The sequence below is a fragment of the Rahnella sp. BCC 1045 genome (genome assembly GCF_019049615.1).
Taxonomy (GTDB): Bacteria; Pseudomonadota; Gammaproteobacteria; order Enterobacterales; family Enterobacteriaceae; genus Rahnella; species Rahnella contaminans.
In genome coordinates, this window is the sequence record NZ_JAFMOZ010000140.1 from 66,008 (window position 1) to 82,050 (window position 16,043).

The 16,043-nt window shown below is 54.2% G+C and carries 11 protein-coding genes and 1 riboswitch; of the genes, 6 read left to right on the plus strand and 5 right to left on the minus strand.

The features are described 5' to 3' along the window. Nucleotides 1-27: 27 nt before the first annotated feature. Both J1782_RS21075 and sgrT read right to left on the minus strand, forming a co-directional pair. Entirely contained in the window at nt 28-1,191 is a 1,164-nt protein-coding gene (locus J1782_RS21075) for an MFS transporter (protein WP_152325147.1), read from the minus strand. A gap of 260 nt (nt 1,192-1,451) precedes the next feature. After that, a complete protein-coding gene (gene sgrT, locus J1782_RS21080; RefSeq protein WP_152325148.1) occupies nt 1,452-1,637 on the minus strand; it encodes a glucose uptake inhibitor SgrT in 186 nt (61 codons plus the stop codon). Nucleotides 1,638-1,738: 101 nt separating this feature from the next. Here sgrT and sgrR point away from each other — a divergent pair, with 101 nt between their 5' ends. From sgrR to thiQ, 4 genes are all read left to right on the plus strand, one after another. Then, nucleotides 1,739-3,400 (plus strand): HTH-type transcriptional regulator SgrR, encoded by a 1,662-nt coding sequence (gene sgrR / locus J1782_RS21085; protein WP_217153856.1) that lies wholly within the window; start codon nt 1,739-1,741, stop codon nt 3,398-3,400. 40 nt (nt 3,401-3,440) lie between these two features. Then, nucleotides 3,441-3,695: riboswitch (TPP riboswitch) on the plus strand. 43 nt (nt 3,696-3,738) lie between these two features. After that, entirely contained in the window at nt 3,739-4,722 is a 984-nt protein-coding gene (thiB, locus tag J1782_RS21090; protein ID WP_217153857.1) for a thiamine ABC transporter substrate binding subunit, read from the plus strand. Beyond that, nucleotides 4,698-6,308, plus strand: a complete 1,611-nt coding sequence (gene thiP, locus J1782_RS21095) for a thiamine/thiamine pyrophosphate ABC transporter permease ThiP (protein WP_217153858.1) — start codon at nt 4,698-4,700, stop codon at nt 6,306-6,308. The genes thiB and thiP overlap by 25 nt, the downstream gene beginning before the upstream one ends. Then, nucleotides 6,292-7,005, plus strand: coding sequence for a thiamine ABC transporter ATP-binding protein ThiQ (gene thiQ / locus J1782_RS21100; RefSeq protein WP_217153859.1), 714 nt, complete (start codon nt 6,292-6,294; stop codon nt 7,003-7,005). Before thiP ends, thiQ begins: the two co-directional genes overlap by 17 nt. On the opposite strand, the gene J1782_RS21105 is transcribed toward thiQ, so the two are convergent. The 3 genes from J1782_RS21105 to J1782_RS21115 all read right to left on the minus strand — a co-directional run bounded on the left by J1782_RS21105 (nt 6,995) and on the right by J1782_RS21115 (nt 10,237). Further along, nucleotides 6,995-8,251, minus strand: a complete 1,257-nt coding sequence (locus J1782_RS21105; protein WP_217153860.1) for a nucleoside permease — start codon at nt 8,249-8,251, stop codon at nt 6,995-6,997. The genes thiQ and J1782_RS21105 overlap by 11 nt on opposite strands. A gap of 44 nt (nt 8,252-8,295) precedes the next feature. Continuing rightward, the gene (locus tag J1782_RS21110; protein WP_152325154.1) at nt 8,296-9,060 is read right to left on the minus strand and encodes an outer membrane protein OmpK; all 765 of its coding nucleotides are present in this window, start codon (nt 9,058-9,060) and stop codon (nt 8,296-8,298) included. A gap of 409 nt (nt 9,061-9,469) precedes the next feature. Next, entirely contained in the window at nt 9,470-10,237 is a 768-nt protein-coding gene (locus J1782_RS21115; RefSeq protein WP_217153861.1) for a DedA family protein, read from the minus strand. Between the two features lie 243 nt (nt 10,238-10,480). On the opposite strand from J1782_RS21115, the gene J1782_RS21120 reads away from it, so the two are divergent. Further along, nucleotides 10,481-12,886: a DNA polymerase II gene (locus tag J1782_RS21120; protein ID WP_217153878.1), complete on the plus strand. Its 2,406-nt coding sequence runs from the start codon at nt 10,481-10,483 to the stop codon at nt 12,884-12,886. Nucleotides 12,887-13,109: 223 nt separating this feature from the next. Further along, a complete protein-coding gene (gene rapA / locus J1782_RS21125; protein WP_217153862.1) occupies nt 13,110-16,007 on the plus strand; it encodes an RNA polymerase-associated protein RapA in 2,898 nt (965 codons plus the stop codon). Nucleotides 16,008-16,043 lie beyond the last annotated feature (36 nt).

Consider the following 16,043-nt stretch of genomic DNA (forward strand, 5'->3'; position numbering starts at 1 on the left):
CTTCGCGGGTTTCTTCTTTTAGTGCGGTCAGACGTCTTTGACTTTAAACATCAGGCCAAGCGCCAGAACCGCCAGAACGGTCGCAGCCCAATACACCGGATAATGGCCAAAGTTCTCCACGATCACGCCCTGCAGCAAACCTGCGCAAATCACGCCGGTTGAGATGCTATTGGTGAATAACGTGGTCGCCGAACCGGCGCGTCCCGGCATCAGATCCTGAAAATACAGCATGCCAATACCGGCCACGATGCCAATGAAAATCGCGTTAAACAGTTGCAGGATCATCAGTGCGGCTTTGAACGGGAATGCCACCAGACCGGCATAGAAAATAACCCCGCTTGCCACCGCGTACAACATCAGTTTTCGCTTACCAAAATGCTTAACCAGATAGCCTGCTACCAGCATAGCCGGAATTTCCAGCCCTGCCGCCGTTCCCATCAATAAGCCCGCCAGCCCTTCCGGCAAACCTAACTCACTGGTGATATACAGCGGCATATCAATGATGTACATGATATTGCACGTCCACATCAACAATGACGCGAAAAACAGCAGACGTACATCTTTGTTCCGCCACGCGCTGACCGGCACGACTTTTTCATCCACCGGTTGTTCGAGGCGTGGCACGGACGGCAGAAAAAACGCAATCATCAGTATGCTGCCGACAAACACCGCGGCCGCACTCAGATACATCGGCGTGAAACCGTAATTCAGCGCCAGCATGAACGACAACGGCGGGCCCAGTACCCACGCCAGTGAGAGCATCGCACGCATCATAGAGCTGAACATGACGACTTCGCTGGATGAACGGTCGGCGTGTTCACGCGCCAGCGCAAACAGCTGCGGCATCGCCGCATTCCCGATGGCCGCCAGCAAAACACCAACGGTGATCAGCACCAGATAATCACGGCTGAAAGCAAATACCAGGCTGTTGCCGATGGCCATCAGGCAGCAAAACATCAGCAATTTGCGGCGGTCGCCTTTATTATCCGAGCGGTTAGCCAGCAGAAAGCTGATCGCAATCCCGGCAATCGCGTTGACGGTATAAAAGAAACCGACCCACATTGGCCGGACTTTCACTTCATTGGTCAGAAACAGGCTAAGCGTCGGCGCCTGCAACGCGCCCGCGACACCACACAGCAAGGACACCACCAGAAAGGTGACATAAATTGCATTAATACGAGGTTTAGACATAACGCCATCCCTGAGAAATGAAAGTCTTACAACGAAACATACAGTGTATACCCAAAACAATTCGAGTTGCAGGAAGGCGGCAATCTCGCGAATCCCGATGAGCTGAAATGAGTCAGTGATTCGGGTGAGCAAGAGCGGCCAACGCATTTGCGGCTCGAAGGGTGAAGGGGATAATCAATAGAAAAAAACCAGTGAGTTACCCCACTGGCTGGTGACATTACACCATTACTCAGAAAATCGAATCCGGCCGCGCCTGCGGGTTATAGATGACGGCGGTATTGCTCATCGTCCTGCGAGGCGATGTCCCACTGCGTCAGGCGGGAGAGAATGTCTAAACGGTATTCCACCGGAACCCATGACAGCCAGTCAGCATGATTTCTGCCCGCATTTCTGCTGACGGCAGCGAAGTAACGCTGATAGAAACGGGCGGTTAGCGTGTTTTTCATGATGACCTCCTGACCTTGATGACTGGCTTTCGTTGGAGATCAGTATCGGGGTAATATGAGGAAAGATAAATTGATGAGATTTCCTCCGGAGTTCCTCTTTTATGACCTCGTCCCGTTTGCAACAGCAGTTCATCAGATTGTGGCAAAGCTGCCACGGCGAAGAAACCGAAACCACTTTGCTGGCGTTATCGGAAATCCTGAACTGCTCGCGGCGGCATATGCGATCATTGCTCAGCACCATGCAGGAACAGGGCTGGCTCAACTGGGATGCAGAAGCCGGGCGCGGTAAGCGGTCAAAGCTGACCTTTTTGTACACCGGTCTGGCGCTTCAGCAGCAACGTGCCGAAGAACTGCTTGAACAGGATCGGATTGATCAGCTGGTACAACTGGTTGGCGATAAAAACATGGTGCGCCAGATGCTGTTATCCCAGCTGGGACGCAGCTTCCGTCAGGGCAAACATATTCTTCGCGTGCTGTACTATCGCCCGCTGTTTAATCTGCTGCCCGGCACCATGTTGCGCCGCTCAGAAACACACATCGCGCGACAGATTTTCAGCGGGCTGACGCGCATAAATGAGGAAAACGGGGAAGTAGAAGGCGATCTGGCCCATCACTGGCAGGAAATCTCTGCGCTGCACTGGCGGTTCTATCTGCGTCCGGCTATTCATTTTCATCATGGTCGTGAGCTGGAAATGGCCGATATTATTACCACCTTCGCTCGTCTCAAATCACACCGCTTATTCGGCAATATCGTCTCGGTGATCTCATTAACGCCAAACGTCATCGACATTCATCTGAACGCGCCCGACCACTGGCTGCCGTGGCTGTTCGGGAATATCCACGCGACAATCCTGCCACAAGAGTGGGAGTCGTTGCCCGATTTTGCCCGCCATCCGGTGGGAACCGGCCCGTATGCCGTGGTACGAAATCAGAAAACGCAGCTGCGGATCCGCGCGTTTGACGAATATTTTGGATTCCGGGCGCTGATCGATGAGGTCAATATCTGGGTTCTACCTGAACTCAGTGAGGAACTGGTGCATTCCGGCGTCCAGCTTCAGGCCGATGAATCCGGCAAAAGCGAGCTTGAAAGCCGCCTTGAGGAAGGTTGTTATTTCCTGCTTTTCGACCAGCGTTCGCCGGTCGGCCAAAACGCACAAACGCGCCAGTGGCTGTGCGATTTGTTCAATCCGATTGCGCTGCTCAACGCTGCCGAGCCGGTTTATCAGCGTTACTGGTCGCCGGCGTACGGCCTGTTGCCGCGCTGGCATCATAAAGCGCTGCTTCCCCACCCGCCCAAACCTGACGGTCTGACGCAGGTCACGCTGACGTTTTATAACGAGCACTCAGAACATCACGCTATCTGCAACGCGCTGCGTCCGCTGCTGGCGGCAGAAGGCATTGAGCTGGTGATCCAGATTGTCGATTATGCGGTGTGGTACCGCGGCGGCGTGAAAACCGATCTCTGGCTGGGTAGCGCCAACTTCACGTTGCCGCTGGAGTTTTCGCTGTTTGCCTCATTCTACGAACTGCCGCTGCTGGCGTATTGTTTCCCGCAAACGATGAATGAAGACGCCGCTTTATGGCACGCCGGAAAGCTTTCCATTGCCGACTGGAGCCAGAAGCAGATCGCCTGCCATCACATTCATCCGCTGTTTCATCACTGGCTGGTTTTACAAGGCCAGCGCAGTATGCGCGGCGTGCGGATGAACACCCTCGGCTGGTTCGACTTCAAATCTGCCTGGTTCGCGCCACCCGACAGCTAATCGGACTATCGCATTGCGCCGTTAATCTCTAGAATGACATCCGTTCTCAACGGGGTGCCCGAGTGACTTCTTTTGTATTGAAGAATGACCTCGATTTTTAAACGCCGCGAGCGCGTGTTCAGCGGGTGAAGTACAGCGCACAGAAAGCGGAGCGTACACAAAGTACGTGAGCATTTCGAGCACTGCACGACGCCCGATCAACACACGCGCAGCACGTTTAAAGATGGCTGAGACCTGATACCCGTCGAACCTGATCCGGTTAACCCCGGCGGAGGGATTTGAGACTGTGCGATGCTCACTCAAAATCCTTTGCCCCTTTTCTTTTTTGGAGCGCAAAGTTGAAAAAAATATTGTCCTGTCTGCTGTTACTTTCTGCACCTGCCTTTGCTGCAAAACCCGTTCTGACGGTATATACCTACGATTCCTTCTCTGCCGACTGGGGCCCCGGCCCGGCGATCAAAAAAGCCTTTGAGGCACAGTGCGGCTGCGAACTGAAATATGTCGCGCTGGAAGATGGCGTATCTTTGCTGAACCGTCTGCGGATGGAAGGCAAAAACACTAAAGCGGACGTAGTGCTCGGTCTGGATAACAACCTGTTGCAGGCCGCTGAGCAAACCGGCCTGTTTGCCAAAGCACCGAAAACTGATGCTCAACTGACGGTGCCGGGTGGCTGGAATAACACGACGTTTGTGCCTTACGACTACGGCTATTTCGCGTTCGTGTATGACAAAAACAAACTGAAAAACCCGCCAAAAAGCCTCGATGAGCTGATCAACAGCGACCAGAAATGGAAAGTGATTTACGAAGATCCGCGCACCAGCACGCCGGGTCTTGGCCTGATGCTGTGGATGCAAAAAGTCTATGGCGACAAAGCGCCTGAAGCGTGGCAAAAACTGGCGGCGAAAACCGTGACCGTCACCAAAGGCTGGAGCGAGGCTTACGGCCTGTTCCTCAAAGGCGAAAGCGATCTGGTGCTGAGCTACACCACTTCTCCGGCCTATCATATTGTTGAAGAGAAGAAAGATAATTATGCCGCCGCTGACTTCGCTGAAGGTCATTACATGCAGGTGGAAGTCGCGGGTCAGCTGGCCAGCAGCAAACAGCTGAAACTGGCTGAACAGTTCATGAAATTCGTCACTACTGAAGATTTCCAGAAAGTCATTCCGACCGGCAACTGGATGTATCCGGTGATCAGCACGCCACTGCCTGATGCCTTCAAACAGCTGACCGTACCGGCAAAATCCCTGCAATACAGCGCACAGGATGTAGCTTCTCACCGCGGCGAATGGATTCAGGCATGGCAGAACGCCGTCAGCCGTTGATCCCCCGCTGGCTGTGGCCGGGCGCGGTGGCGTCACTGGCGATGCTGCTGGTCGCCGCGCTGGCATTAGGCTCGTTGTGGCGTCATGCGCCACAAATAAGCGGCGTGTCTGCGTGGCAGGATCAGTATCTCTGGCACGTCATCCGTTTCACCTTCTGGCAGGCGCTGCTTTCGGCGCTCTGCTCGGTGCTGCCCGCTATTTTGCTGGCGCGCACCCTCTTCCGCCGCCGTTTCCCAGGTCGTCAGCTGTTATTACGATTGTGCGCGATGACGCTGGTATTGCCGGTTTTAGTCGCGGTGTTCGGCATTCTCAGCGTATACGGAAGACAGGGCTGGCTGGCGCAGATTTGCAACTGGCTGGGTGTGGATTACCGTTTTTCGCCGTACGGTTTACAGGGCATTTTGCTGGCGCACGTATTTTTCAATCTGCCGCTGGCAACCCGTCTTTTATTACAGGCGCTGGAAAATATCGCCATCGAACAGCGGCAGCTGGCTGCGCAGCTCGGGATGAATGCCTGGCAGCAATTCCGCTTTGTGGAATGGCCTGCGATCCGACGTCAGATTTTCCCCGCCGCTGCCCTGATATTCATGCTGTGTTTCGCGAGTTTCGCCACCGTGCTTTCACTGGGCGGCGGTCCGCAGGCGACCACCATTGAACTCGCCATTTATCAGGCACTGAGTTACGACTACGATTTAAGTCGCGCGGCCACGCTGGCGCTCATCCAGCTGTTTTGTTGTCTGACGCTGGTTCTGCTCAGCCAGAAACTCAGCCAGGCGCTGCCGGTCGGTCAGACCCATGCTCAGCGCTGGCGCAATCCGGACGATTCCCCGCTGCGCCGCATTACCGACGGCCTGCTGATTGTTCTGGCTTTACTGCTGATCCTGCCGCCGCTGCTGGCCGTGGTTTTCGATGGTATAAATCGCGCCGCCGTCAGCGTGCTGCAACAGCCCGCGCTGTGGCAGGCTTTATGGACGTCAGTCCGTATCGCGCTGGGCAGCGGATTATTGTGTGTGTTGCTGACGATGATGTTGCTGTGGAGCAGCCGCGAGCTGCGTTTACGCCAGAAAAATGGCTGGGCGCAGGCGATGGATCTCAGCGGAATGCTGATCCTCGCGATGCCGGGCATCGTGCTGGCGACCGGTTTTTTCCTGCTGCTCGGTGATACCACCGGATTGCCGCAAACCCCGTGGCCTTTGGTTATCATGACCAATGCGCTGATGGCGGTACCTTACGCATTAAAAGTGCTGGATAACCCGATGCGTGATGTGGCGGAGCGCTATAACCCGCTGTGTATTTCGCTCGATATGCGCGGCTGGCAGCGTCTGCGTTGGGTGGAAATGAGCGCGCTGAAACGCCCGATCGCACAGGCACTGGCATTTGCCTGTGTGCTGTCGCTGGGGGATTTCGGCGTGATTGCCTTATTCGGCAACGAGAATTTCCGCACCCTGCCGTTTTATCTGTATCAGCAGATGGGTTCCTATCGCAGCCAGGACGGTGCGGTCACGGCGCTTTTACTCCTGCTGCTATGCTTCCTGTTATTTACCCTGATTGAGAAATTGCCGGGCCGCCATGCTGACGCTGAATAAACTGACCTACCTGTACGAACATTTACCGATGCGCTTTGATCTGCACATCGCGGCCGGTGAACGTGTGGCGATCCTTGGCCCGAGCGGTGCGGGGAAAAGTACCCTGCTCAGCCTGGTGGCGGGTTTTCTGACGCCGGTCAGCGGACAGATTTTGCTGAACTGTGCCGATCACAGCGCAACGCCCCCGGCCAAACGTCCGGTTTCAATGCTGTTTCAGGAAAACAATCTGTTCTCGCATCTGACCGTACGCCAGAACATGGGACTGGGGCTGCACCCGGGGCTGAAACTCAGCGCGCAGCAAAAGCAGGCATTAGAGGAAATCGCCCGGCAGGTCGGGCTGGAAGATTGTCTGGAACGCCTGCCGTCGCAGCTTTCCGGCGGGCAGCGTCAGCGCGTGGCCCTGGCGCGTTGTCTGCTACGCAGTCAGCCGGTTTTGCTGCTCGACGAGCCGTTTTCGGCACTCGACCCTGCGCTGCGCAGCGAAATGCTGAGTTTGCTGGATAAAGTGTGTGAGCAGCGTAATCTCACACTGCTGATGGTGTCGCACAATCTGGACGATGCGGCGCGGATTGCGCCGCGCACCTTGCTGATTGTGGATGGCAGGATTTTCTACGATGGCCCGACGCAGGCGCTGGCTGACGGTACCGCGCCGGAAGCTAAAGTGCTGGGCATCCGGCGGCCGGATATTAGTGGCTGAGAACCGGTTTGGTGAATTCTCTCGGGTTATGTTTGTACTTAAACGTGAAGGCAAAAACGATCACCAGAACCACGGTATAAGCGGCAAAGGAAAGCCAGATACTTTGCCAGTCTTTCACGCCATCTACCGTAAAGTGATCGACTACATGCCCGCTGGCTATGGCACCGACATACGCCCCGACGCCGTTCACCATCGTCATAAATAAGCCCTGAGCGCTGGCACGGATATTATGCGCCACTTCTTTTTCAACGAAAATCGCCCCTGAAATGTTGAAGAAGTCGAACGCGCAGCCGTACACCAGCATCGACAACAACAGGAAAATCATCCCACCAAACGACGGATCGCCGAAAGCGAACAGTGCGAAGCGCAGCGTCCAGGCCGCCATGCTGATCATCATGACCCGCTTGATCCCAAACCGGGACAGGAAGAACGGGATGGTCAGAATAAAGAAGACTTCGGCAATCTGGGACATCGACAACAGAATGGACGGATACTTCACCACCAGGCTGTCGTGGAAGAGCGGATTGCGGTAGAAATCATGCATAAACGGGCTGGCAAACGTGTTGCTGATCTGCAGGGAAACGCCGAGCAGCATGGCGAACAGGAAGAAAATGGCCATCTTCTTCTGGCGGAACAACACAAACGCATCAAGCCCCAGCAAGGTCACCCATGAGCTGCCTTTTTTCACGCAGGACGTCGGGCAAGACGGCAGCGTTAAGGCGTACAGAGCCAGCGCCACCGAGAGACCCGATGCGATATACAGCTGAATATTGCTGAGCTCAAAACCGGAAAGGCTGATAACCCACATTGCAAAAATAAACCCGACCGTGCCAAACACCCGGACCAGAGGGAAATTTTTCACCGTATCCAGCCCGGCTTTCTCAAGGCAAATATAGGAAATGGTATTGGATAACGCGATGGTCGGCATATACACCATGGCATTAAATAACATCGCAAAGAACATCAGATGAGGATCTGCAATACCGGCCGCGATAAATAAGGCAACCGCACCGAAGAAATGACATAGCGCATACAGTTTATTGGCCTTTACCCAGCGGTCCGCAATAATACCGACGATGCCGGGCATAATAATACAGGCAATACCTTTTGCGCCATAAACTAATCCAACCTGAGCCCCGGTAAAATGCAATGTGTTGATCATATAAGAACCCAGCGTGACCAGCCAGGAACCCCAGATAAAGAATTGAAGAAAGAACATAATTTTCAACCGGATTTGTATTGTCATTTTATTTCCTTTCAGGAGAGCATGAACAATGCGATGCGAGCAGATCAGAAGTTATATTTTATGGAGTAGATAATTCCGTCCTGGAGGAAACTTTCACCCAATTTATTATCCGCATAGCGATACTGTAATCCGACCGTAAGGCTGGGATTGGGCTTCCACCAGAAACCCGCGCCGCCGTTGACGCCTTCTTTTCCGCCGTTACCGGCAGCATATTGGTCGGCGCGGTCAAACTCATATTCCGTCCAGTTGGTCAGGCTGAAATTCTCGCCCCACGCGGTAAAGTCATATCCGGCGGCCCAGCCAAATACATAGCCATTATCGCCGGTGTAATACGTCTGATCGGTATAACGTTTGGCGATAAAAGGCTTATACCAGAAGTTACCCGCTTTAATGTTGTAACCTATTCCGTATAACGCCATGACATCATGGAAATGCACGCCGAGCGGCGCGCTGTAGGTGCCATATAAATGGCCGTAAAGATTAAAACCTGAATGACCCAGATAGAACCGGTTGGTGCTTTTGAAGGTATAACGCTGTTCATCTCCCGGCTGGTCATGCTCTTTATTCAGCGGATTTTCCAGATCGAAGAAGCCGTAAGTTTCGCCCCAGGTAAATCCCGCACCGCCTTCCAGTTCAAGATAGAAAAAGTCATCTTTATGCGATTTCATTCCGGTCCGGTGCGTGGTGTTTTGTGTCCAGTCCAGATAATGCAAACCGGTATCGAAGAAGCCCCATAAATATTCAGCCTGAGCGCCGGGCGCTAAAAATGTTAATGCCAGAGGTAATGTATATTTAATTAATTTCTTCATCGCGCTTAATTCCCTTAGCCAGAAATGCACATTCCAGAAAGATGTGCATATAAGATTCAAATGTCAGAGCGCTGGGAGTATTCACGATGAGTAAAGGGCTAAACCAATATTGATTTGGCGGGGCATTTATAGCTTTTACCTATAAATAGCCAAAAGAGGATTTTTATCTATACAAAACAAATAATTATAAAATATCGCAAAGCAGCAAAACCGAAAGGGGAAATAAACTATCGGTCAGATATGAGAGTGAGTTCAAATTCAGGAAATAAAGTCAATATTAAACAGTAAGGCGAGGCGTTTACGGGGACACGTTATCACGAACAATTAGCAGACGATATTATTTTCACGCAAACCGAAATAATGCGGCAATATCCTGCACAAGGCTTTTTGCAAGATATTGCCGTTCCTGTCAGCGGGTAATCACTTTCCACAATAAATGACCATAAACCGGCATCATCGGCTGTTTACTGAGCATCACGATGCTCACCGCCGTCGCGACCAGACTCAGCACACAAACTACGCGCAGGCGCGGCAGCGGTAACCATTTTGTCATCGCGTCCGGCGCGGCTTTTCCAGCACGGAACCAGCGCCAGAGAAGCCAGGCGCTCAGCCAGAGAAGCACGAAGGCCGCAAACAGCATCCATTTGAAGACCGCGCTGTTATGGCCGGTCGGAATGTCGATCGCGACGCCGGCCAGAATTCCCGGCAAAAAATAGACTGGCGGCCAGGTGATGCAGCCGATGATATTCGGCGGCGCAAATTTATACGGCGGCAGGTTCAGCATACCGGCAGCCAGCGGCACCAGCGGACGCGTCGGCCCAATGAAGCGGCCAATAATCACCGTCGCAAAGCTGTGGCGATCAAGCGCGTGCCCGGTTTTATCAAGCAATGACTGATAGCGTTGCAGGAATTTCCACTGATGCAGCGGTTCTTTAAAACGCCGTCCGATGAAGTAAGACGCCCAGTCGCCCAAAAAGCAACCAAGCCCGGCGGCCAGCCACGCTTCGTACAAGCCGACCTGACCGCTGCCGATCAGCGTCCCGAGTGTCGCCATCATCACCGTGCCGGGCAGAATCAGCCCGACCAGCGCCAGCGATTCGAAAAAAGCCACCACGGCGACAATAATTAAAGCAAAGCCCACCGACTGAGCGACCAGATGTTGTAAATAGGCTTCCATAAATTCCCAGTAATTGTGACGCAAAAGGCATAGAGCATCAGTACGGATAAATAATGAGACTAGTGTCAGTTTTCTGAACTTTGATTGTAGTAAATACATCAAGCGGCTGAATTGTCAGCGCCTGAAGTATTGCCGTCAACCCAGTAATTGTATGCGTATTTGGCAGAATCCAGAGTCGTGGACAAAGACTGTATAAATAACCATACTCTGTCATTGATTTTTCATTCCGCTTGCGAGGCGCTTATTAACGCACAATCCACTCCTTCCGCCACACGTACCACTGACACGTCACCGCGTCAGGGATTCGTGCTGACCCGCCACTGGCGCGACACGCCGCGTGGCACGGAAGTGGAACTGTGGCTGGCGACTGACAGCGGACCGCAGAAAGTTCGTCTGCCGTTGCAGGAGTCGGTGGCCTTTATTCCGGCGGAACAGCGCGTGCAGGCTGAACGTCTGCTGGCCGATGAAAAAAATGTCAGTTTGCGCGAATTACCGTTGCAGGATTTCCATTCCCGACCGGTTCTCGGCCTGTATTGCCCGCAACACCGGCAGTTAATGCGCATTGAAAAGCTGTTAAAAGAGAACGGCGTCAGGGTCTATGAAGCGGATATCCGCCCGCCGGAACGTTTTCTGATGGAGCGTTACATCACCGCGCCGGTGTGGTTCAGCGGCAAACCGGGGGCGGGCAATCTGCTGCTCGACACGAAGATGAAACCGGCGCAGGAATACCGCCCGCCGCTGAAACTCTGTTCTCTGGATATCGAAACCAGCGGTAACGGCGAGTTGTATTGCATCGGGCTGGAAGGCTGCGGGCAGCGCCACGTTTATATGCTCGGGCCGCCGAACGGTGACCCGGACAGTCAGTTCGATTTCAATCTCGAATACGTCGACAGCCGTCCGCATTTGCTGCAAAAGCTCAACGAGTGGCTGGAAACTTACGATCCGGATGCGATTATCGGCTGGAGTGTCATACAGTTCGATCTGCGCGTTTTACAAAAGCATGCCGACCGCTACAAAATCCCGCTCAAATTCGGGCGCGGCGGCGGTGAGCTGGAATGGCGCGAGCACGGCTTCAAACAGGGGCATTTTTTTGCCGCCGCCGCAGGCCGCCTGATTATCGACGGTATTGAAGCCCTGAAATCCGCCTTCTGGAACTTCAATTCCTTCAGTCTTGAATTCGTCTCGCAAAGTTTATTAGGCGAAGGGAAATCCAGCGATAACCCGTATCAGCGTCTGGCCGAAATCGAACAACGTTTTCGTGAAAACAAACCCGCGCTGGCACGTTACAACCTGAAAGACTGCGAGCTGGTCACGCGCATTTTTGCCAAAACCGAGCTGATGCCGTTTCTTCTTGAACGCGCGTCGGTAACCGGGCTGGCCGCCGACCGCAGCGGCGGTTCAGTCGCCGCCTTTACCCACCTCTATTTACCGCGCATGCACCGCGCAGGATACGTCGCGCCAAATCTGGGCGAGCTGGAAGGTGAAATGAGCCCAGGCGGATTCGTGATGGATTCCCGCCCCGGCTTATACGATTCTGTGCTGGTGCTCGATTATAAAAGTCTGTACCCGTCGATTATCCGTACATTCCTGATCGACCCGGTCGGGCTGGTGGCAGGTCTGCAACAGCCGGACGATGAACATTCTGTTCCCGGCTACCGCAACGCCCGTTTTTCACGGGAAAAACATTGCCTGCCGGAAATCGTCAGCCAGATCTGGCAGGGGCGCGAAGCCGCGAAAAAACACAATAACAAACCCCTGTCGCAGGCGCTGAAAATCATCATGAACGCCTTTTATGGCGTGCTAGGCTCGAGCGGCTGCCGGTTCTTCGATCCGCGTCTGGCTTCTTCTATTACGCTGCGCGGGCACGATATCATGCGCCAGACCCGCGAGCTGATTGAGGCAGAAGGCTATCAGGTGATTTATGGCGATACGGATTCCACCTTTGTCTGGCTCAATCAGGCGCATTCACAGGAAGACGCCAATGTGATTGGCCGCCGTCTGGTGGAGCAGGTGAACACCTGGTGGAAAAAGCATTTGCAGCAGGAATACGGGCTGGAAAGCGCGCTGGAGCTGGAATTCGAAACGCATTATCAACGCTTTCTGATGCCGACGATCCGCGGTTCTGAAACCGGCAGTAAAAAGCGATATGCCGGGCTGGTGAAAGACGCCGACGGCGAACATATCGTTTATAAGGGGCTGGAAACGGTGCGTACCGACTGGACACCGCTGGCGCAGGAGTTTCAGCAGGAGCTGTATCAGCGGATTTTCCATCAGCAACCCTATCAGGATTATGTCCGCGATTATGTGGCACGCACGCTCAACGGCGAGCTGGACGACAAGCTGGTGTACCGTAAACGCCTGCGCCGGAAGCTCAGTGATTATGAGAAAAATGTGCCGCCGCATGTGCGCGCCGCCCGGCTGGCGGATGAGTATAATGTGCAGCATGGTCGCGCAAAACAGTACCAGAACGGCGGGTGGATAAGCTACGTGATGACCACCTCCGGGCCGGAGCCGTTGGAGAACCGCCAGTCACCGGTCGATTACGACCACTACATCGAACGCCAGCTGGAACCGGTGGCCGATGGCATTTTGCCTTTCCTTCATGACGATTTTGCTACACTCATTACAGGTCAGATGGGGTTATTTTAAGCAAAAGAAGGCGCTGCGGATGTGATTCTAAGGTGACGAATCGCTTACCTTCCATTACCATAGCGCCCTTTCCCATTTCTGAATCATCCTCACACAGTGAATCACTTCCCGCCTGCTGACGGGAAAAGAAAACTATTGCCCAAGCATTATCAGAGGCATGGCGAGCAATGCGCAGTCGCTGCCGCAGTTGTCGTACACAGAGCAAATAACACAGAGAGAGATTATGCCGTTTACATTGGGTCAACGCTGGATAAGCGATACGGAAAGCGAATTAGGATTAGGAACCGTGGTCGCGCTGGATGTGCGCATGGTTACCCTGCTTTTCCCCGCCACCGGTGAAAACCGTTTGTATGCCCGAAATGATTCCCCGATCACCCGCGTGATGTTTAATCCCGGTGATACCATCAGTTGCCACGAAGGCTGGCAGCTGCAAGTCGAAGAAGTCATTGAAGACAAAGGCCTGCTGACCTATATCGGTACCCGTCTGGATACGGAAGAAACCGGCGTTGCCATGCGTGAAGTGCTGCTCGACAGCAAACTGACATTCAGCAAACCTCAGGATCGCCTGTTCGCCGGTCAGATTGACCGTATGGATCGTTTTGCCCTGCGTTTCCGCGCACGTAAATATCAGCGCGAGCAGTTCCGTCTGGAGTTCGGCGGCCTGCGCGGTATGCGCGCTAGTCTGATCCCGCACCAGCTGCACATCGCTTACGAAGTCGGCCAGCGTCATGCGCCGCGCGTTTTACTGGCCGATGAAGTCGGTCTGGGTAAAACCATCGAAGCCGGCATGATTATTCATCAGCAACTGCTGTCCGGCCGTGCCGAACGCGTGCTAATCGTGGTGCCTGAAACCCTGCAACATCAGTGGCTGGTTGAGATGCTGCGCCGCTTTAACCTGCGTTTCTCTCTGTTTGATGATGACCGCTATGCCGAATCCGTGCATGAAGCAACGAACCCGTTTGAAACCGAACAGCTGGTTATCTGCTCCCTCGATTTCGTGCGCCGCAATAAGTCCCGCCTCGAGCAGTTGTCAGATGCCTCCTGGGACATGCTGGTGGTCGACGAAGCGCACCATCTGGTGTGGAGCGAAGACGCGCCGAGCCGTGAATATCAGGTAATCGAGCAGCTTTCCCAGCAAATCCCGAGCGTCCTGTTACTGACAGCCACGCCGGAGCAACTGGGCCAGGAAAGCCACTTTGCGCGTCTGCGCCTGCTGGATCCGGATCGTTTCCACGATTACGAAGAATTCATTGAAGAACAGCAGCAATATCAGCCGGTCGCGGATGCCGTGACGCTGCTGCTCAATAAAGAGCCGCTGACGCCGGAAGCGCTGGCCTTGCTGGGCGAAAGCGTTGGCAATACTGACACCGACGCGCTGCTGACCGCCGCCAATAAAGGTGACGAAGTTGCCGCTAAACAGCTGGTTTCCATGCTGATGGATCGCCACGGTACCAGCCGCGTGCTGTTCCGTAACACCCGTAACGGCGTAAAAGGTTTCCCGGAGCGCCATCTGCATTCGGTGAAACTGCCGCTGCCGACGCAGTATCAGACCGCGATTAAAGTCTCGGGCATTATGGGCGCGAAGAAAACCGCCGAAGCCCGTGCGCACGACATGCTGTATCCGGAGCAGATTTATCAGGAGTTCGAAGGCGAAAACGCCACCTGGTGGAACTTCGATCCGCGCGTGGAATGGCTGCTCGGTTATCTGACCGCCAACCGTGACGAAAAAGTGCTGGTGATTTGCGCCAAAGCCGCCACCGCGCTGCAACTGGAACAGGTTCTGCGTGAACGCGAAGCGATCCGCGCCGCCGTATTCCACGAAGGTTTGTCGATCATCGAACGTGACCGTGCCGCCGCGTACTTCGCTTCGCAGGAAGAAGGCGCCCAGGTTCTGCTGTGTTCAGAAATCGGCTCCGAAGGCCGTAACTTCCAGTTCGCCAGCAAAATGGTGATGTTCGATCTGCCGTTCAACCCGGATCTGCTGGAGCAGCGTATTGGCCGTCTGGACCGTATCGGCCAGCAAAACAATATCGATATCATGGTGCCTTACCTTGAGCAAACCGCGCAGTCGGTGCTGGTTCGCTGGTTCCATGAAGGTCTGGATGCGTTCGAACATACCTGCCCGACCGGCCGGACGATTTATGACAGCGCTTACGATCAGCTGATTACGTTCATCGCCACACCGGCTGAGCAGGAAGGTCTGGACGATTTTATTCTCAAATGCCGCGCGGAACATGACGCGCTGAAAGAGAAGCTGGAAAATGGCCGCGACCGTCTGCTGGAGATGCATTCCAACGGCGGCGAACGTGCGCAGCAACTGGCGAAAGAAATTGGCGAGCAGGATAACGACGTCAATCTGGTGAATTTCGCACTGAATCTGTTCGATATCGTTGGTATTAATCAGGAAGATCGCAGCGACAATTTGATCGTGCTGACACCTTCCGATCACATGCTGGTGCCGGATTTCCCCGGCCTGCCGGAAGACGGTTGTACCGTGACTTTCGATCGTGAACAGGCGCTGTCGCGTGAAGATGCGCAGTTTATCAGCTGGGAACATCCGATCGTGCGTAACGGTCTGGATCTGATCCTGTCCGGCGATACCGGCAGCTGTGCGGTGTCGATTCTGAAAAACAAAGCGCTGCCGGTCGGTACGTTGCTGGCAGAGCTGGTTTACGTGGTGGAATGCCAGGCGCCGAAACATCTGCAACTGACCCGTTTCCTGCCACCGACGCCGGTACGTATGCTGATGGACAGAAAAGGCACCAATCTGGCGGCTCAGGTAGAATTCGAAAGCTTTAACCGTCAGCTGAACGCGATTAACCGTCACAACTCCAGCAAGCTGGTGAATGCTGTGCAGCAGGACGTTCACGCCATGCTGCAACAGGCTGAAGCGGAAATTGCTGAGCAGGCGCGTGCGCTCATTGAAGCGGCGAAAGTTGAAGCGGACGAGCAACTGACGAAAGAACTGGATCGTCTGAAAGCGCTGAAAGAAGTGAACCCGAACATTCGTGATGACGAACTGGAATCGGTAGACTCTAACCGCAAGCAGGTACTGGCGAATCTGAACGATGCCAGCTGGCGTCTGGATGCGATCCGTCTGGTGGTCGTCAGCCACCAGTAAGCCTGACGGGATGCAGCCGGTCTGCATCCCTTCTTT